The organism is Sporomusa intestinalis (assembly GCF_055383785.1).
Genome location: NZ_AP042390.1, coordinates 4,666,071 through 4,685,386, shown reverse-complemented (window position 1 = coordinate 4,685,386; position 19,316 = coordinate 4,666,071). Strand labels below are relative to the sequence as shown.

Below are 19,316 nucleotides of genomic sequence, written 5' to 3'. Positions count from 1 at the left end.
GGCGATTAAAATTCGGTACTCATATCCTTAATTAACTTCTGTATCTCAACCGTTTGGGTAAGTAAGCCGTTTTGCAGCAGAAAATCCTGGGTTTTTTCCAAATCACGGATGTCATCACCGGTGATGGCCGGATTGAAGTCATACCAGTCAACCATTTTTTTGACATCCTCCACCGCCAGGCCTGTTTCGTCCGCCGTCAGCCGGTATACCTCGTCCGGATGGCGCTGCATATAGGCTAAGCTTTGGCGGTGGACTTTCATATAGCGTTTTACAAGCTCCGGGTGATCCCGCAGAAACTTCCCTTCCACCGCAATGACAATGGTGGCGTCCAGCAGGCCTTCACCGGTGGCAATAATCCGGCCGCCGGCCGCCAGGGCTTTGGGCACAGCCGGACCGGCGACCAGCGCGGCATCGGCATCACCGGCCATCAAGGCTGTAACCCCCTGGGGAATGCCCATATTAACGAATTTGACAGCCTCGCCGGCTATACCCTGTTGTTTAAGGGCCGCCAACAGCAGCTGGTGCAGGATGGTTCCTTTCGGCCCGGCCACTGTCCTGTCTTTCAGATCGGCCGCTGTTTGGATTGCGGGATCTCTGGTCATAATGACGAACGCCTTCGGGGCGCGGCTGTACATGCCGATGATTTTAATATCAAGACCGTTAGCTGCAGCCAGTATCGCCGAGGTGCCGCCCAGGGCGCTGCAGAAGTCCAGCGAACCGGACGCCAAGGCGGCTGTCATCTTCGGACCTTCGGTTATTTCCGGAAACGCAACCTTGATATTGTCGCTGGCAAACTCTTTTTCAAACAGTTCCAACCTTTTTTCAACAATGGAAGGGATGTTGAGCGGCAGTTTGACATAGGAAATATTAATAGTGGCGGGACTGGGGGCGGCAGGCCGGTTTGCTTGCTGTAGGCCGCAGCCTGCCGCTGTCAGGACCAAGAGGATAAACAGCACAGCTACAATCAGCTTCTTCATGGGTTACACCACTCCTTTAGGTTTATTTGCTTCCGGGTCAGGCCGTCATGATGGCCTGCAGTACCTGCGTCCTGAGAGCGTAAAATTCCGCCGCGGCCGGATTGCGGGGATAGGCGAGCGGAACCGGGACGGTTTTACAGATACGGCCATTGTCCATGACAATTACCTGCTGACCAAGGAGTACGGCCTCGTCCACATCGTGGGTCACAAACAGAATTGTTTTTCGGGTCAGCAAAAAAATATGGATCAGCTCCTGCTGAAGACCGGCCCTGGTAAAAGCATCCAGCGCCCCTAACGGCTCATCCATCAGGATGATATCCGGGTCATAGCAAAGGGTGCGGCCCAGTGCGGTTCGCTGCGCCATGCCGCCGGAAATTTGCGCCGGGTAAGCCTGGCGAAAGTCCTCCAGCTTCAGCATTTTTAGATAATGGGCAACTGTGTGCTCCACGCGGTCTCGGTCCGGTTCCTTTCCCAGGGCAAAGGCCATATTCTTTTCCACCGTCAGCCAGGGCATCAGCCGCGGCTCCTGAAAGACCAGCCCGATTTTGCCAGCCGGCGGGTCAAACCGGATTGTGCCGCCGCTTGCGGCTTCCAGGCCGGCTATCAGCCGGAGCAGGGTTGTTTTGCCGCAGCCGCTGCGGCCAACAATGGTGACAAAACTGCCTGTTGCCACAGTCAGGCTGATATCGGCCACCGCCATTACCTCTTTAGCTGCCAGGGAATAGGTTTTTCCCACCTTGCTTAGGGTTAATGCCATCATGTGTCTACCGTCCTTTTTGCCCAGGGCATGCCATACCGGGTCAGCAGCAGAAACAGATGGTCAATCAGGTAGCCGACCGTGCCGATGGTAACAATCCCAATGATTACGATATCGGAGCGCGAGATTTGTTCGGCATCGAGGATCATGTAGCCGATGCCGGCCGATGCTGCCACCAGTTCGGCCCCGATCAGCGCCCGCCAGCTGTACCCCAGTCCCAGGCGCATACCAATAATGATAAAAGGCAGGGTCGCAGGCAAGACGATGCGGAGAATTTTTTCCCGGGGGCTGAAGCCAAATGCGTCGCCTACCTCCAATAACTTTTGGTCACATTGCCGAATACCGTTTACTGTATTCAGAAAAACCGGAAAAAATGCGGCCAGAATAATGACGGCAAGTTTGGAGGCTTCGCCGATACCGAACCACAGAATCAGCAGCGGGATACAGGCCAGCGGCGGGATATGCCGGACAAATTCGAGCAGCGGGTTAAGGAAAGGAGCAACCTGCCGGGTGCTGCCAAGCAGGACCGCCAGCGGAAAAGCCAGCAGAAAGGCCAGGAGAAAGCCGGCAATTACCCGGTAAAAACTAATTGTCAGGTGTTTTAGGAGCAGGCCGTTGTTCAGCAGGAAGCCTGCTGTTGCCAGTACCTGTTCCGGCGGCGGCAGGATATAGAAACTGAATAATTTGAACTGGGATACTGCAATCCAAGCGAGAATAATCCCAGTGGGAAGCACGAGGCCTTTTAAAAAATTCATAGGTATGGCTGACTCCTTCAAGGGGGATGTGACCGGTTTCTAGCACGTCAGGGAGTTATGGCTAATTTCGACATCGTCGCATGTAAATTCCTGCAATTTCTGGATTATCTTACAAAGGCCGACTTATTATTTTAGTGCCGGCAGGATTATACAGAATTTGACGAGAATAAAATCCATTTGAATAACAGATAAGCTGATTTGTCTGGCGAAAGGAGGCGGCGGGGTTGGGGTATAGCAATATAGAAGGGGCCCTGTTGGTTTTGTTTTTTTTTGCTATTGCCATCGCTATGCCGCTGGCCGTTTTTTTGCTTGGCAAACGCAGCAGCCGTCTGTTTGCGGCGGTTAGCTGGCTGGCTTTGTGCACAGGCATCCGGTTGTTGGCGCAATTGGAAATCAAGCGGGAATTTATTGCTGTTCCCCTTTTTTGGGAGCAGGTTGCCCTATTGGCCGCTTGCCTGCTGCCGGCCGCATTCTACCGTTTGGTAGCGTATTATGTGTGTCAGGGAAATCATGCCTGGCTGGGGCGTTTAGCCAGGCTGCATGTTGCCTATGCGGTAATTGCCCTCTTATGGGCGGCGGCCAGTCCCACGGCCGGGGCGGAGGCCGGCAGACTGCTGGTAGGGATCACGGCCGGAACCGGTCTGGCTGCGGGGGGGCTTATTGTCGCCCGGGCTATTGCCGGCAGCTTTGCCGCCAGGGGTGTTTTGGCCGGTGTCACTATCTTGGCCGCTATCCAGGGTGTGTGCCTGCTGGCGGCGGCAGGCGGAGCCGTCTGGCCGGGGCCGTATACAGCCTACTGGGGCTTTGGCTTCCTGATACTGACCTTCTTTTTGCTGCTGCGGCGTGAGTTAGCGGCCGAGAATGCACACAGCCGCAGGGTTTTGGCCCGGACCTGGCAGGCACTGCATGAGGCTGGCCGTGAACCGGGGGTTAAACGCGGCAAAGCGCCGGCGGGGCAGGGTGTGACGCCCGGGGAACCGGCCAAGCCACTGCCGGCAGCGGACAGTCCGGTCTGCCAGGCCGCCGGTGCAACCGATGCGGCCGGCGTAATCGCCCGTTTCGCCCATGAAATAAATTCACCCCTGGGAACAGGTATTATGGCGGCCTCTTATCTGGGGCAGGAAGTGGAGACATTAACCCAGTTATATAAGCAAGGTGCTGTTAAGAAGTCTGATCTGGAAAAACATCTTACCTTTTACAGTGAATCAGCGGACAGTATCCTTGTAAACCTGCAAACCGCGGCCGACCTGGTTGCCAATCTTAGAAAATCGGCAACCGGTGGTGAAGAGCGCCGGGTATTTAGTATTGCCGGTCAGCTGAAACAGGTGCTGACGGCCCTGAAACCCCGGCTTGCTCAGGCCGGCCACACACTGGAGTTAAAGTATGAGGCCGATATTCGCCTGCATGGTTTCCCTGGCCTCCTGCAGCAGATCATTACCAATCTGGTCCTTAACTCCCTGACTCATGCTTATGAACAGGGGGAACAGGGACATATGGTATTAAGGCTAATGCAGGCGGAGGGGATGGCGGTACTTGAATATGCCGATGATGGCAAAGGCATCAGCGAGAGCATCCTTGGGCATATTTTTGCGCCGTATTTTACGACGAAGCAGGAGCAAGGCAATACGGGACTGGGGCTTAGTATTATTAAAGAGATTGTCACGACAAGATTTGGCGGCACAATTCATTGCCGCAGCACTGCCGGTAAGGGCGTCATTTTTACAATAAGGCTGCCAATAGGAGAGTTGAAACATGAGTAATGAAGCAGATAACCTGATTTTTGACACCGAGGATAAGGACACCCTGCTGGCGTTTGCCCCGGAGCTTGAACCTGGCGAGCGTGCCGGGTGGAAAATCCTCATCGTTGATGATGATAAAGGAATTCATCAGATAACCAAAACAATTCTCAGGGAATTTACCTTTGAAGACAAGCCCCTGCAGTTTTTGAGCGCCTTTTCGCCGGCTGAGGCCAAAGCGTTAGTGCGGCGCAACCCGGATGTGGCCGTAATTTTGCTGGATGTTATGATGGATGGTAATAAGGCCGGGCTGGAAGTGGCCCGGTATATCCGGGAAGAACTGAATAATCAACTGGCCCGGATCATTCTGAGGACCGGCCAGCCGCAGGAAGCGCCGGAGGAAACGGTGATCCGTGACTATGATATTAATGATTATAAAGAAAAGACCGAGCTTACCGCCCGGAAGCTGACGACAACGATCATTGCCTCGCTCCGGTCTTACCGGGATATCGTCAATCTTGACAATAATCGCAAAGGGCTGGAAAAGACGCTGGAATCGGCGGCCGCTTTACTGGAGGCCCAGTCGCTGAAGCGTCTGGCAGCCTGTGTGCTGACACAGCTCTTATCAATTCTCAGTATTAATGCCAGTCACCGGGCCGCGGCCATTTCCGGGTTAGTCGCAGTCAAAGAGGCCAACGGCGAGTTTTACATATTGGATGGTACCGAGAAATACTGTGGGATTGTCGGCTGCCCGGCCAGGCAGATGGCGGCCGGCGATCTTGATGACCTGATCGACAAGGCCCGGCAGAGTAAAAACGGCATTCATGCCGACAACTGCTTCATTCAGTATTTTAAAGGGAAAAATCAGCATGAGAGCTTTATCTATTTAGAAGGCTTAAACAGCTTGTCGGACTGGGAAAAAAATCTGATCAATATTTTCGGGATGACAGTAGCGGCTACTTTTGATAACAGTTTTCTCGCCCAGGAGATCGAGGACACGCAAAAGGAGATTATTTTTACCCTCGGTGAGTTCTCGGAAGCCAGGTCCAAGGAGACCGGCAATCATGTGCGGCGGGTGGCCGAATACTCTAAGCTGCTGGCTTTAAAATACGGCCTGCCGGAGGAAGAAGCCGAGCTGATTAAATTGGCCTCGCCGATGCATGATGTCGGTAAACTGGGAATTACCGATTCTATTCTTAATAAGCCCGGCAAGCTGGCGCCGGAGGAGTTTGAGGTCATCAAGGCCCACGGGGTTCTGGGCTACGAGATTCTGCGCAGTTCTAACCGTAAAATCCTGCAGGCCGCTGCGCTGATCGCCCTGCAGCACCATGAGAAATATGACGGCACAGGCTATCCGGACGGTATCAAAGGGGAAGACATTCATATTTATGGCCGCATAACGGCCATTGCCGATGTCTTTGACGCGTTAGGCAGCAAACGGGTTTATAAGCCCGCCTGGCCGCTGGATAAAATCCTTGAGTATTTTACCAGTGAACGGGGCCGCCACTTTGACCCCCTGCTTGTTGATCTTTTTCTGGCAAATCTGGAGGATTTTTTGCATATTAGAGATACCTTTAAAGATGTATAATAGCGAATGCTGTCGATTTACCATTGACAGATACTTTTGTTTCACAGTAAACTACAAAATGGAATAATGTTTACTGAGGGGAGAATGTTAATGGCGGAGTCGCAGCAAAAAAGAGAGGGGTTCTCATCCGGCCTGGCTGTATTTTTTGCCACTTTAGGCAGTGCGGTCGGTTTGGGAAACATTTGGAAATTTCCCTATCTTACCGGTGAGTTTGGCGGCGGGGCTTTTCTGCTGGTGTATTTTATCTGTATTATTCTGGTTGGGCTTCCGGTTATGTTAAGTGAATTTTACCTGGGGCGGAGTACCCGCCGCAATGTCGTTGGTGCTTTTGAGAAGCTCAAACCGCAAACGGCCTGGCGCTATACCGGGATAATGGCGATATTCGGCGTGTATTTGATTATGTTCTTTTACAGTTGTGTTGCCGGTTGGGTCTACCTGTATCTGTTTAAAGCCATCGCCGGCGATTTTGCCGGCATTACCGCAGCGGCGGCCAAGGCTCAGTTTGGCAGTGTGGTTGTAGGGCCGGCCAGCCCGATAATCTGGCAGGTTGTTGTCATGATTACGGTTGCCGCCATTCTTATCATGGGCGTCAAAAAAGGGATCGAACGCATTACTAAAACCCTGATGCCGCTGTTTTTTCTGTTGATTGTGCTGTGCGATATCCGGGCGTTGACGCTGCCTGGCGCCAGTGCCGGCATTGATTTTCTCTTTAATGTCGATTTTAGTAAGATTACCCCGCCCGTTATTTTGACGGCCCTGGGGCTCGCGTTTTTTAAACTGTCGCTGGGCATGGGGACGATGGTTACCTATAGCAGCTATTTTACCCAGGATAATAACCTGTTTGGCACCGCTGTGAAAGTGGCGGTATCGGACACGGTGGTGTCGATGCTGGCCGGCCTGGCCATATTTCCGGCCGTGTTTTCCTTTGGTATGGAACCGGGGGCGGGTCCGGGCCTGTTATTTATGACCATTCCGCTGGTGTTTTCCCAGATGCCCCTGGGCAGTATCCTGTTAGTCGCCTTTTTTTTCCTGGCGTCCATTGCCGCCACGACGGCCATGCTGTCAATGGTGGAAGTGCCTGTCGCCTATTTTGCTGAGGAAAAAGGGTATGGCCGTAAAAAAGCGGTTGTGCTGAATGCGGTTATTATTTTAGCCTTCGGCGCGCTGGCGGCTTTATCGGCGGACAGTTCGGCGCTTTTGGGCCAGTATACCGTGTTCGGCAAGGGGTTCTTTGATCTTTTTGATTATATATCCTCCAATATTTTAATGCCTGTCGGCGGTCTGCTGGTAGCTTTGTTTGCCGGTTATGTTGTGAAAACCTCCGAGCTGCGCCGGGAACTGACCAACAACGGGAAAATTTCCGCCGGCTTATTTACTCTGTTTTATTTCCTGGTTCGCTATATTACCCCCGCCCTGCTGTTCCTGGTTTTCCTAAGCTCCATCGGTGTGGTAAAATTATAGGGAAAACACCGTAGGGAATAGCAAGTTTTGCTCTGCCGGTATTAGAACGGCCTGACAGCCGGATACTAGTACTAGCTGATAACAACAGAGACGGTTCTGACTTTATTCGTCAAAACCGTCTCTTCCTATTAAATAAGGGGGCGACTGGATTGTCTGCAATTGATTACCTTTATGACTGGTTTGGGGACTATGTCCGGACGTATTATACCAGGGATGAGTTCGTCATGGCCAGGGTTTTGCTGAAAGAGGAACACAGCAAGCGGGTGGCTGCCATTGCCGCCGCCCTGGCCGGTCAGTTACAGCTTGCAGAGCGGTCAAGGCTGCTGGCGGAGGTGATCGGCCTGTTCCATGATCTTGCCCGTTTTCGCCAGATTACGGAATACCGTACCTTTGTCGATGCCGAGTCCTTTGATCATGGTGATGCCGGCGCGGAGGAATTGGCCCGCAGCGGCCTGCTGGCCAATTTTACCGCGGCTGAGCAGGCAGTGATCGTCTTTGCCATTACCAATCATAATAAAATGCAGATTCTGCCGGCCTGTCCGCAGGCCCTGCTGTTTGCCAAGCTGATCCGCGATGCCGACAAGCTGGATATTTTCAGGCTGCTGCCGCCAGTCCAGGCGAATCATGATTATTCGCCCCGGCTGCTCAGCCAGTTAAAACCGGGGGGCGTCCTCTCCTACCTTGATGTCAAAACTCTGGCCGACAAACGCCTGATCAGGCTGAGCTGGTTTTACGACATCTATTTTGACTGGACACTCGCCCAGTTGGTCGAGGAGGGGCATCTGGAGCGGCAACTGGCAGCCCTGCCGGATACCGGTGAGTGCAGGGCCATCAAAGCCACGCTGCAGACCTATGTGCATAACCGACTCATGGAAAAAACTGACTCAAGGGGACGGTTCTCTTGAGTCACCGGGGCACGTCATTTGCCTGATAAAAAGGTTAATTTCCCGGCTAAGGGCAACATCGGCTTCCGCCTGCGCCAAAGGGCGGCGCAAGCCGTGTTTTTTTATAGTAGTGGGGTAAGCCGGCCCTGGTGAATAATATGCAGATAATACATGGCCCGGGACAGGGCCACATATAACAGCTTGGCGTCATGAGCATCCTTGGTGAATTTAGCAGCGGCGGCATTCCAGATAATAACGCCGTCAAATTCAAGACCTTTGGCCAGACTGACCGGGGCTACCGTAATGCCGCCGTGGTAGCTCAAACCACTGCCTGAGATCAGGTTCAGGTTATCGAGCTGGGGGGCGGCGGCCCGCAGACCTTCATACAACTTCAGGCTGTCGGTTTCCAGTTTAGTCAGTATGCCGATTGATTTGCAGCCTAACTGCTGGAATTCCGCAATGGTGCGGAGGGTGCTGTTAAGTGCTGCCAGTGGGGAAGGCGCTTGCTCGATAACCGGCTGACGGCCGATTTCATAGACGGGGACGGCTTTGGAACGGCCGGCGGGCAGGACCTTGTTGAATAAATCAACAATTTCCTTAGCGGAGCGATAGCTGAAGTTAACCTCATAATAACGGCATTTCGCTTCGTCGAACACATCCTTCAACAGCGCCTGCCAGCTTGTCAGTCCCCGGTCGGTGTGAATGGCCTGGGACATATCGCCCATAATGGTAAAGGATGTGTTGCGGGACAGGCGGGATAATACAATATATTCCAGGAGATTGATATCCTGCCCCTCATCGACGGCAATATGGTCAAACTTCCCGGCATGAGTAAAGCCGTCCAGGAGCAGCTTCAGGTAACACAACCCGGCCAGGTCATCCTGTTCGATTTGCCCCGCCTCCAAGGTGGCCCGGGTATGTGCGGCCAGTTCATCGACGGTGAACCCGGAGGGCTTTACTTTGCGCCAGGCCTGTTTATCCTGAAATAGCCCGGCATAGCCGGCTAATAGCTCAAGAAACGGCCATTTAGCAATATGGCGTTCCATAAACTGATTGCCTTCGACAGCATAACGGGCGGCCGTTTTTTCGTCGGCCCGGGCTTCCCCCCGTTTATACCTGGCTTCATAGACTTCGATAAAGTTCCTTATCCGGAAGCTGATATATTTTTGCAGGGAACGCAGCCGTTCATTATAAGGGACATTGGCGCCTTCGAGGACCTTCTCCAGCTGCTGTTCCCGGCTGATGACAAGCTGGCCGTCAAACAGGCTGATATCGTTAAGTTTCAGACAGAATTTTTCCAGACGTTTGTCTAAAAATACTTCCATTACTTTAATAAATTCGGGGGTGCCTTTCCATCTGGCCATTGCGGCCAGCGGCTCAGTATCAGCCGTTGCGGGTCTGATAACCGGTTCAAACTGGATGATCGCTGCCGCCAGGTCGGAGAAAGTCATTTGTTTTACATCCTGGGCATCAATCTCAGGCAGCAGGTCGGAGATGTAGTCCAAAAAGATCTTATTAGGGGCAATGATGACAAGTTTCTCAGGGTTTAGCTTTTCGTTGTATAAAAGATAAGACAAGCGATGCAGGCCGATGGTGCTTTTGCCGGAGCCGGCCACACCCTGGATGATGGTGACCTGGTTTAGCGGCTCGCGGATAATCTGGTTCTGTTCGGAACGGATGGAGGTAACAATATCCTTAAGGCGGTCACCGGCACCCTGTAGCAGCCGTTCCAGCAGGAACGGATCGGCAATCAGCGACTCCTGCTGGCGGTTCATCAGTTTGCTCAGGATATTGTCATCAGACATGGAGATCAGCTGACTGTCCTCAATTTTATACTGGCGCTTCAGACGGACATCGCCGGTGTAGGTATAGCGGCCCAGGACTTCGTAGCTGGCGCGGCCGTCCTGACATTCGTAAAAGATTGTCGATACCGGGTCCCGCCAGTCGAATACCAGTATATCCTTGACGGTTTCTATATCCAGTCTGGCCACTTTGGTCCGGCCTATATAATAGGGTTCAAAATCCTCGGTGCCGTCTTCGCGAAAATCTACGCGCCCGAAATAGGGGCTGTCCAGGGCTTTGGCAATGTCTGCCGCCTTGCAGGCATGATCGCTTTTCATCAGTGAGTGGACATAGGCGCTTACTTCATCTTTTTTGGAGCGGGACTGGCTGATTTTATGGACCCGTTCGTCCATATCGTTCTCTAAATCTGTAATAATCTGCCGCATGGCTTGGATGGTTGCAGCCAAATGCTGCTGCTCTTGGGGAAAATCAGGATGATTGCTCATAATCGGTTACCTCGCGTATCTTAGCAATTGTTTTCCAGGTCTGTTAGATTATTATAGGACTAGATTATTATGTTTAGCAAGGCCTGATGTGATGCCTGGCAAGTATTTCTGGCGGGGAAGCGGAAAAAGCCTGGAAAAAGTGACGCAAGAGAACCGTCCCCTTGAGTCATTTGGAGGGTGTTCACACTACGTAACTTTTGTATATATAAGCGTTTGGGTTAATTTACCAGAGGAGAATGCTTTTCGGTAGTGGAATTTCTCAGGGAATATAAAGATAAACTAACTAAGAAAATCAACCGGCGAGAGGAGCTAATGATGCAGGCGAAGCTAGAGAATCTGAGTTATTATAAGTGGTTAATCTTCGGTGTTGTGGCTACCGGTTCTTTTATGGCGACAATGACCTCGTCGATCGTCAATGTCGGTTTGCCGCCGATTACCGCCGCATTACATACAGATATTGCCACCGCCCAGTGGGTTGTTACCGCGTATTTGCTTGTTATCACCAGCCTGTTGCCGCTGATGGGGCGGCTGGGGGATATTTGGGGGCGGCGGAATATGTATGGTTTTGGTTTTATCGGCTTTACTGCCGGTTCGCTGTTGTGTGGTGTTGCCAATTCGGTCAGCCTGCTGATTGGGTTCAGGGTACTGCAGGCTGTGGGGGCGTCGGCTCTTATGGCTAACTCCATGGCCCTTATTACCAGCTGCTTTCCCCAGAGTGAACGGGGCAAAGTCTTAGGGGTGGTTGGCACCGTAGTCGCCTTGGGCAGTCTGAGCGGTCCGGGTATCGGCGGCCTGCTGGTTGAGCATTTTGGCTGGCATGCCATATTTTTTGTGAATATTCCTGTCGGCTTGCTGGGCTATGCCGGGGTGCGGCTGATTTTGCCGGCCGACCGGGATTTGTGCCGGGAGCGGATCGATTATCTGGGGGCGGCCTTATTTACGGCAAGTATGGTCAGTTTTTTGCTCGCCCTGAGCTATGGCACGGAATGGGGCTGGACTTCTCTGGCTACCATGTCCTGTGTAGGCTTCGCCCTGCTTGTCTTTGCGGTGTTTATCTGGTATGAAACCAGGATTGAGCAGCCGATGCTGGAATTAGCCATTTTTAAAAACATGGCATTTTCAGCCGGCAACCTGGCTGGTTTTCTTTCGTTTACGGCAATGTTTACCAATACGATGCTGCTGCCGTTTTTCCTCCATGATGTGCTGGCCTTTGCCCCGGCGAAAACCGGCTTGATTATGTCGGCTTTTCCCCTGGTTATGGCGGTTACTGCCCCGGTGAGCGGCACGTTGTCGGACCGGGTCGGGCCAAGGGTGTTGACAACGGCCGGCCTGAGTTTGATGGCTGGCGGGCTGCTGCTGACAGCAAAGCTGCAGCTGGATGCCAGCCTGTGGCTGATTATGGGGGCTCAGGCGCTGATGGGACTGGGCAACGGCCTGTTTCAGTCACCGAATAATAACAGTGTAATGAGTGCTGTCGAGCCGCGGCAGCTGGGGGTGGCCGGCGGCATTAACGCCCTGGCCAGGAACTTCGGCATGGTATGCGGCACCGCTGTGGCGGTAGCGATTCTGGAATACCGGCGTGCTGCCTATCTCAGTGGTCTTGGCGAGCCTACCGCCGGCCAGCAGGTCACGGCTTTTATGACCGGTTATCACGATGCCTTGCTGGTAGGCGCTGGGTTAGCGGTGGTAGGCGCCCTGATTTCCCTTAAACGGGCAAGCAGCAGCCTGGCCGGCACTTGATGTGGATTTGTGGCGTATAAAAACCTTCAGGATTGGTGATCACATGATTAAGGGCGGAACCCTGTTCCGGTTTTGGGCCTGGCTCAGAATGCTGCGGGACAATGCGGTAATATTATATTATGCATGGCGTCATCCACTGACTCCCCAATATGTAAAGGGGTTGTTGACAATGCTGGCTATCTATTTGATCAGCCCTGTCGATATCCTGCCTGATTACCTGCCGCTCATGGGCATTGCTGATGACGCCACCCTGGTAACGGCGGCGGCAATGTATCTGACCCGTCTGCTGCCGGCGCCGGTATTGGCAGAGAGCAGGCGGCAGAGTGAAAAATGGGGCCGCCGTATGCCTTATATCCTTGGTATGCTTGCCGTGGCGGCTATTGCCTGGGTGGTGCTGGTAATCGCAATTTTCCACAAAGTATTTTTCGGATAAATCAGTTATTTATGTGTAGGTTTGCAGGAATTGCTCGAATTTTGCCGAATATTCCATTATATCAGTAAACTAAGGAGATGATTCACGTGGCCATAGTTATGTCAGACTTTACAAGTTTCTGGTATAGTGACGATATGGAAGAGCAGGTTGCTGTTGCCGATGGTGAATTTCTCTTATTGAACACGAACACCAGAAAAGTGGAGAAATTGGGCACTACGTTTGCGGAAGCCAAAGAAACACTGACCGTATTGGGGAAACTGGATAACTTTTCTGACTTTCTGTAATACCTCTTGCTTATCAGGCTTATGGTGAAGCACTTCATCATAAGCCTTTTTTTGCACAATTTAGGCAAATAAGAAAAATTAAAATGTACTTCTGAAATAGATTGACAAGATATATGTGCTCAATTTATAATATATTTAAAGTTAAGAAAATTATATAAATAATTTTTAAATGCCTATAGCTATTAGATATTAGGGGGCAAAACTCTATTTGAGTTTTGCTTCTTTTTATTATTCAGGACCTTTGCAGCCAAAAGTTCTGAAAGTCACGTACTAAATTTACATTATGGAGAGGAGCAAACAAAGTGTCCGAAAATTCTCAAGGAGAAAGCATGCAAAGGGGACTAAAGAATCGGCATATTCAGTTGATTGCCTTAGGAGGGGCTATCGGCACCGGTCTATTTTACGGATCAACCAAAGCGATCCAAATAGCAGGCCCGGCAGTTATGCTTTCCTATCTGATTGGCGGCATTATTATTTTCTGGATTATGCGGCATATGGGCGAAATGCTGGTAGATGAGCCGGTATCAGGCTCCTTTAGTCATTTTGCTTATAAGTACTGGGGCAACTTTCCCGGTTTTCTGTCAGGTTGGAACTACTGGATCGCTTATGTACTGGTCAATATGGCCGAACTGACGGTGGTCGGCAAATACGTCCAGTTCTGGTGGCCCGATATTCCTGTCTGGGTTACTGCGCTGGTTTGCTGGGCAGTACTTACAGGGATTAATCTGATTCATGTTAAACTGTATGGTGAATTTGAATTCTGGTTTGCAATTATAAAAGTAGTAGCCATTATTGGTATGATTGTTTTTGGTACGATACTCCTGTTAAACGGACAGGCCGGCGCCAGCAGCGGTGTAGGCAATCTCTGGAATTATGGCGGCTTTTTCCCGAATGGACTGGAAGGTTTCCTGTGCTCACTGGCGATTGTCATGTTTGCGTACGGCGGCACGGAGTTGATTGGGGTTACGGCCGGGGAAGCGGACAATCCCAAGAAGACCATTCCCATGGCTATTAATCAGGTGATGTGGCGTATTCTGATTTTCTATGTCGGCGCCTTGTTAATCATCCTGATGATCTACCCCTGGAATCAATTGGGGGTCGGCGGGGCGGAAGGCAGCCCGTTTGTTCAGATCTTTTCCAAGATCGGTATTTCCTCAGCCGCGGCATTATTGAATGTTGTCGTAATCTCAGCGGCTCTTTCTGCCTATAACAGCGGCCTGTACAGCAATGGCCGCATGCTTTATAATCTGGCGCTGCAAGGCAATGCTCCCAGTATGTTCAAGAAGTTGAACAAAGGCGGCGTGCCGGTAGTGGGAATACTCTTTTCTTCCTTCCTTATGGGCCTGGTGGTATTTTTGAACTATCTGATTGAAAGCCAGGTCTTTACCTACCTGATGGCCCTGGTTGTCTCGGCCGACATTATCAGCTGGGTGATGATCAGCGTCAGCCATATGAAATTCCGCATGGCCAAGGTGGCCGCAGGGGAAAAAATTGAATTCCCGGCCGTATGGTTTCCGGTCACAAACTATATCTGCATAGGCTTTTTGGTAATGGTATTTGGGGTAATGTGGTATTTAGGCGGAGACTGGCGTATTTCCATGTACCTGACCCCGGTATGGCTTATCATTCTGTGGCTAGGCTATAAATTTAAGTCGCAGGCGAAACAGACTTCCACAACAATACCCAAATAGGCTGAGAAATAGGAACAGCAGGCTGAACCGGCTACCCCGGCCTTGTTGGGACCAAATATTAGGCTTGACTTTGGCCGCCGGGTCCACTATCATAATATATAAGTTGCCTTCCTTAGATGCTAGATATGAGAGTGTGGCAGGCAAAGGTAATATGTTTGGTTGTTTACTGTTTTTAGGAAAATGCGCTTTTAGACGGATAGCTTGCCCATAGTTATGAGATATTAGGGGGTAAACTCAGTATTGAGTTTATTCCCCTTTTTAATTTCTAAAAAATGGAGGTACAAACAATGATATTATTAGACGGATATAGTTTAACGCTGGCCGATGTCGTAAAAGTGGCCCGCGGGTATGAGGAAGTCGGCTTAAGTGAGCAGGGCCGCAGCCAGATTGTGGCCAGCCGGACCATTGTCGATAGAATTCTGGAAGATGAGACGCCGGTGTATGGTATTTCCACTGGTTTTGGCAATTTCAGCCAGATTTTTATTTCTAAAGAAAAAAGGGAAAAGCTGCAAAAAAACCTGATCCTCAGCCATGCCACCGGTGTGGGCGAGCATCTGCCGGCAGACGTTGTGCGGTCGGCGATGCTGTTAAGGGCCAATTCTTTAGCCAAAGGCTATTCGGGGATCAAGCTTTCCACGGTGGAGATGCTGTTGACCTTCTTGAACCGGCGCATTTGCCCGGCAATTCCCGCTAAGGGCTCGGTCGGCGCCAGCGGTGATTTAGCGCCTCTTTCCCATATGGTGCTGGTTATGCTGGGCGAAGGTCAGGCCTATGTGAACGGCAGGCTTATGAGCGGGGCCCAGGCACTGGCTGAAAGCGGGCTGGAGCCACTGGCCCTGGGCGGCAAGGAAGGCCTGGCCTTGATTAACGGTACGCAGATTATGACCGCTGTCGGCTGCATGGTATGGGAGGATGCCGTCAACCTGATGAAGAGCGCCGACGTGGCTGCTGCATTGTGCACGGAAGCCTTAAAAGGGACCCGGACGGCTTTTGATCCCCGCATTACCCAGGTAAGGGCCCATATCGGCCAGATGGCCACCACGGAAAATATGCTGCGGCTGACAGAAAATAGCCCGATCATTGAGTCCCATATTCATTGCGGGAAAATACAGGATGCCTACTCGCTGCGATGTGTCCCGCAGGTGCATGGGGCCTCGAAGGATGCCCTCAGGCGAGTCGAAGAAACCCTGAACATCGAGATCAATGCCGCCACCGATAACCCGCTGATTATGCCTGATACCGGTGAAGCCATATCAGGCGGCAACTTTCATGGCCAGCCGATTGCCCTGGTAATGGATTATCTGAAGCTGGCCCTGGCTGAGCTTGGCAATATCTCCGAGCGGCGCATTAACCGGTTGCTGGACGCTCATCTGAGTGAGCTGCCGCCGTTTTTAACCGCCTATCCGGGCGAGGACTCGGGCTTAATGATTACCCAGTATACAGCAGCTTCCCTGGTGTCGGAAAACAAAGTGCTGGTCCACCCGGCCAGCGCGGATTCGATTCCGACCTCGGCCAACCAGGAGGATCATGTCAGCATGGGGACAATTGCCGCCCGCCAGGCCCGGGAAATTTTGGAGAATGTCCGCTATATCCTGGCGATTGAATGTTTAGCAGCAGCTCAGGGCATTGATTTTCTGGCACCTCTGACCCCGGGACAGGGAACAGGCGCCGCCCATCAAGCGATCCGCCGGGCTGTGCCCCATCTGGACGAAGACCGGATACCGGCACCTGATATTCAGAATATTTATCAGCTGCTCGCCGACGGCTCGCTGATTAAGGCCGTGGAAGCGGCCATTGGGCCGATGAAAATTTATTAAACGCTTCCGGTGTGGTACAATACTGGTATTAAGGTACTGGTTTCCTGCGGCAGATGGTGAAAGAAAGGCGGAGCAAGTAATGTTCAGCATAGAAAAAAACGGCAGTCTGGGTAAACTGGCAATTTTGACAATCATGTCTGACGGTGAGGATGAAATCGCCCTGAAACGGCAGGGGGGAGAATTCGGTTACCGGCTGTATAAAGGCAAAGTGGGTTCGATGGATTCAGCCAAAATTTTTGCGGCGGTTGAAACGGCAGCGAAAAAAGAAGGGCTGATTGACCAGCGTTACCGGGAAGAGCATGCCCTGTATCATTCCGTGTTCGAAGCCTACAGCGGCATGTGCCGGGGGCAAATCGGGCTGGGGACGGTATTGCGCAGTGCCGGTCTGTTGTTTTGTATTGTCCGGGGTGCGAAGCTGCCTGGCAACAATACGGACGGGGAATGGATTGCGGTGGCTTTGTACGGTAATATGGGGGCGCCGATTAAAGGCTATGAGCATGAGGTGCTGGGGCTGGGAATTAATCCAATCTAAGCAATTTTCATTTATCAATAAGCAGGGTCACCTTGTCTGACAAGGTGACCCTGCTTATAATGCCTGTTTGTGTCTGGCCGCAATTACCAGATATCATGTCCCTGACGATAGGTCGGCAAAGCCCGCCTGATCAGTTCATTGGCGAGATAGCCGCCGAGGCCGATTACGCTCTCAATATGGAGAAACTGGGCAATGGAAGGGTCAAATAAAACGGTTGCGTTGGCCGCAATTTCCTCATCTCCTTCCCAGATAACCACACACAGGGGGATTTTGGGGAAAACCCTAAAGACAGCAGAGGCATCACCAAAACCGGCTGGCTGACCACCCAGTGGCTTGGCGCACGCCAACAAGAGCGAGGCCTGGTGGCCAAAGGCTTTTATCAGGCCGCAGATGGCATCTTTATGGAAGGCGGGATAAAAGAGCATGCCGCCATTGGGGATTTCTTTTAGGCTGACCCACTTGTTGTCTATTTCCGCCCTGGTCTGAAAGAAACTGAGGTAATGCAGGATCAGGATCGCCGCCCCGATTTTGGGAACAGCACCGTCTTTTTCTTTACAAATGGTTTTATTGGCACAGTCAACAATATAATTTTCGTTTAAATAGGGGACGACAAACTGCTGTTTTTCCCTCAGATACAGTACATCCATACTGGCCGCGATCTCGGCCGGCGCTTTCAGTTCAAGATCCTGCCAGCCTTTGTCATAAGCAATACGATAATTACTTTCCAGAGTAATTCCCTCCCTTAACTGGTATATATAGAAGCAAGGGGACGTTCTTTTTGCTTCTCGTCACAGCATTAAGATCAAGCTGTAGGAAATGCAGGGTGAACAAATCTTCTCAACCGGACCATTGGTAACACATACTGTAAAATACTCTGTAACGAATATTCTAAGAAAGTAAGTTTATACGATACCCAAGTTACGCTTGCGTACAAACAATTAGTTCTTATTATTTTGTATATTATTCTATACTCTTAATACATCCACCTTCAAGAGGAAGCTTTTAAAGGTGGATATATTTTGCTAAGCAAGGAGATATATAGTGTAGATGCGAAGTTATTATCCAGATAATTATAATTTTTTACAGGAGCTGATCGTTTGAAAAGTCAAGGCAGACCATCAATCCTGTTTGTAGCCTTAAACCGGCATCAAAGCCAGTATTTTCGCCGGCTAGGCGCAAATTTAAATGATTCCTATGATATTTACCATATTGATTATGGCTTGCCTGATTTTGCAGGTGCGCTGATAAAACCGGAACTGCCGGAATGTGTAGCTTTCACTAGCAAAGAATTGGCAGATATAATTCGTTTTTTGCTAATAAAGGGAAAGACCCGAGGCTTTACAGGTTTCCGCGGCTGGATGCATTCGCAGTCAGTTCTCGAAAACCGGGCATATTATGCAACTTTGTATTTTTATAAATACCTGTGCCGTGTTCCTATTGACCTTGTATGTGTATGGAACGGCATCAATCTTCCCCTGGCAGCTGCCATCAGGGTGGCAAGAAAACTTGGCAAGCAAACTATCTTCTTTGAAAATGGCTATCTAAGAGATACAACTACCCTCGATCCAACAGGTGTTAACTATCAGAATAGCTTAGTGAATAAGCCGCGCTCCTTTTATGATGCTATAGTACCACAAGCGCAGCTGCTGGCAAAATTATATAATACGGACCCGCCAATCCGGAACATAAAGAGCAAGTGGTATCAAAACCTAATGAAAAAGCAAGAGAAGGGACAACCGGAAGCGATTATCCTGCCGGAGCACTTTCTCTTGCTTCCGTTCCAGGTACAGGATGATACGCAGGTGTTGTTGTATTCTCCCCACTTTAGAACAATGGATGAACTGGTGGATTGTGCCGTAAACGCAGTAAAACAGTATAACTCAATCACCGGCGAAGATCTTTGGCTTGTTGTCAAGGAGCATCCGTCCGATTTTGGCCGTGCCGATTACTCTGCTTTGAAGGCAAGGTACGAAAATGATCATATCTTATTTTTACGCTTTTATCCAACGCCTGACTTAATTGCACGGTCCCAAGGGGTTATTACCCTGAATTCAACAGTAGGTATTGAGTCCTTAGCACATCATAAACCTGTTATAACATTGGGGAATGCATTTTACAATGTAAAGGGCCTTGTCTGCCATGTTGCCCAATCAGAGCAACTGTCAGCGTGTATTCCGTTTATAAACGCAGAGCCGGACCATCAATTAATTGACAAGTTTTTGTATTATTTACGGTATTGTTATTTAGCAGAAGGCTCATGGCATCAACCGAATGCGCAACATTTTCAAAGTGTCCGCGAAAAGATTGCAAAAATTTTGCAATAATTAAAAGAAACGTGGGGACGTTCATTTTGCTTCTTGCAGCAGATTCTGA

The 19,316-nt window shown here is 50.8% G+C and carries 16 protein-coding genes; 11 read left to right on the top strand and 5 right to left on the bottom strand.

All coding sequences use genetic code 11. The annotated features are described in order from the left end of the window. Window positions 1–5: 5 nt before the first annotated feature. From ACZ481_RS21775 to ACZ481_RS21765, 3 genes are read right to left on the bottom strand one after another with little or no spacing between them, the layout of a single operon-like run. Window positions 6–977, bottom strand: a complete 972-nt coding sequence (locus tag ACZ481_RS21775) for an ABC transporter substrate-binding protein (protein ID WP_464767426.1) — start codon at window positions 975–977, stop codon at window positions 6–8. A 37-nt stretch (window positions 978–1,014) separates the two neighbouring features. After that, complete coding sequence (locus ACZ481_RS21770) at window positions 1,015–1,737, bottom strand: ABC transporter ATP-binding protein (RefSeq protein ID WP_464767425.1); 723 nt, start codon at window positions 1,735–1,737, stop codon at window positions 1,015–1,017. Further along, window positions 1,734–2,489 carry an ABC transporter permease gene (locus ACZ481_RS21765; protein ID WP_464767424.1) on the bottom strand — a complete coding sequence of 252 codons (756 nt, stop codon included), beginning with the start codon at window positions 2,487–2,489 and terminating at the stop codon, window positions 1,734–1,736. The genes ACZ481_RS21770 and ACZ481_RS21765 overlap by 4 nt, the downstream gene beginning before the upstream one ends. Before the next feature lie 224 nt (window positions 2,490–2,713). Between ACZ481_RS21765 and ACZ481_RS21760 the strand changes: the two genes are divergently transcribed. From ACZ481_RS21760 to ACZ481_RS21745, 4 genes are all read left to right on the top strand, one after another. After that, entirely contained in the window at window positions 2,714–4,249 is a 1,536-nt protein-coding gene (locus tag ACZ481_RS21760) for a sensor histidine kinase (protein WP_464767423.1), read from the top strand. Beyond that, the gene (locus tag ACZ481_RS21755; protein WP_464767422.1) at window positions 4,242–5,813 is read left to right on the top strand and encodes a DUF3369 domain-containing protein; all 1,572 of its coding nucleotides are present in this window, start codon (window positions 4,242–4,244) and stop codon (window positions 5,811–5,813) included. Before ACZ481_RS21760 ends, ACZ481_RS21755 begins: the two co-directional genes overlap by 8 nt. Window positions 5,814–5,903: 90 nt before the next feature. Then, entirely contained in the window at window positions 5,904–7,274 is a 1,371-nt protein-coding gene (locus ACZ481_RS21750) for a sodium-dependent transporter (RefSeq protein WP_464767421.1), read from the top strand. 149 nt (window positions 7,275–7,423) lie between these two features. Then, window positions 7,424–8,179, top strand: coding sequence for an HD domain-containing protein (locus ACZ481_RS21745; protein WP_464767420.1), 756 nt, complete (start codon window positions 7,424–7,426; stop codon window positions 8,177–8,179). 101 nt (window positions 8,180–8,280) lie between these two features. Here the strand turns inward: ACZ481_RS21745 and ACZ481_RS21740 are convergent, their stop codons facing one another. Next, window positions 8,281–10,446 carry a HelD family protein gene (locus ACZ481_RS21740; RefSeq protein ID WP_464767419.1) on the bottom strand — a complete coding sequence of 722 codons (2,166 nt, stop codon included), beginning with the start codon at window positions 10,444–10,446 and terminating at the stop codon, window positions 8,281–8,283. A gap of 249 nt (window positions 10,447–10,695) precedes the next feature. On the opposite strand from ACZ481_RS21740, the gene ACZ481_RS21735 reads away from it, so the two are divergent. The 6 genes from ACZ481_RS21735 to ACZ481_RS21710 all read left to right on the top strand — a co-directional run bounded on the left by ACZ481_RS21735 (window position 10,696) and on the right by ACZ481_RS21710 (window position 16,943). Continuing rightward, window positions 10,696–12,186 (top strand): MFS transporter, encoded by a 1,491-nt coding sequence (locus tag ACZ481_RS21735; RefSeq protein WP_464767418.1) that lies wholly within the window; start codon window positions 10,696–10,698, stop codon window positions 12,184–12,186. 1 nt (window position 12,187) lies between these two features. Further along, window positions 12,188–12,619, top strand: a complete 432-nt coding sequence (locus ACZ481_RS21730) for a YkvA family protein (RefSeq protein ID WP_464767417.1) — start codon at window positions 12,188–12,190, stop codon at window positions 12,617–12,619. An 86-nt stretch (window positions 12,620–12,705) separates the two neighbouring features. Next, entirely contained in the window at window positions 12,706–12,903 is a 198-nt protein-coding gene (locus tag ACZ481_RS21725) for a hypothetical protein (RefSeq protein ID WP_464767416.1), read from the top strand. A 302-nt stretch (window positions 12,904–13,205) separates the two neighbouring features. Next, complete coding sequence (locus tag ACZ481_RS21720; RefSeq protein WP_464767415.1) at window positions 13,206–14,594, top strand: amino acid permease; 1,389 nt, start codon at window positions 13,206–13,208, stop codon at window positions 14,592–14,594. 287 nt (window positions 14,595–14,881) lie between these two features. Next, window positions 14,882–16,411 carry a histidine ammonia-lyase gene (gene hutH, locus ACZ481_RS21715; protein WP_464767414.1) on the top strand — a complete coding sequence of 510 codons (1,530 nt, stop codon included), beginning with the start codon at window positions 14,882–14,884 and terminating at the stop codon, window positions 16,409–16,411. A 79-nt stretch (window positions 16,412–16,490) separates the two neighbouring features. After that, window positions 16,491–16,943, top strand: coding sequence for a HutP family protein (locus ACZ481_RS21710; protein WP_464767413.1), 453 nt, complete (start codon window positions 16,491–16,493; stop codon window positions 16,941–16,943). Between the two features lie 83 nt (window positions 16,944–17,026). Here ACZ481_RS21710 and ACZ481_RS21705 read toward each other — a convergent pair whose 3' ends face one another. Then, window positions 17,027–17,602, bottom strand: coding sequence for a DUF3786 domain-containing protein (locus ACZ481_RS21705; RefSeq protein WP_464770681.1), 576 nt, complete (start codon window positions 17,600–17,602; stop codon window positions 17,027–17,029). Between the two features lie 438 nt (window positions 17,603–18,040). On the opposite strand from ACZ481_RS21705, the gene ACZ481_RS21700 reads away from it, so the two are divergent. Next, window positions 18,041–19,267 carry a capsular polysaccharide export protein, LipB/KpsS family gene (locus ACZ481_RS21700; protein ID WP_464767412.1) on the top strand — a complete coding sequence of 409 codons (1,227 nt, stop codon included), beginning with the start codon at window positions 18,041–18,043 and terminating at the stop codon, window positions 19,265–19,267. Window positions 19,268–19,316: the final 49 nt, after the last annotated feature.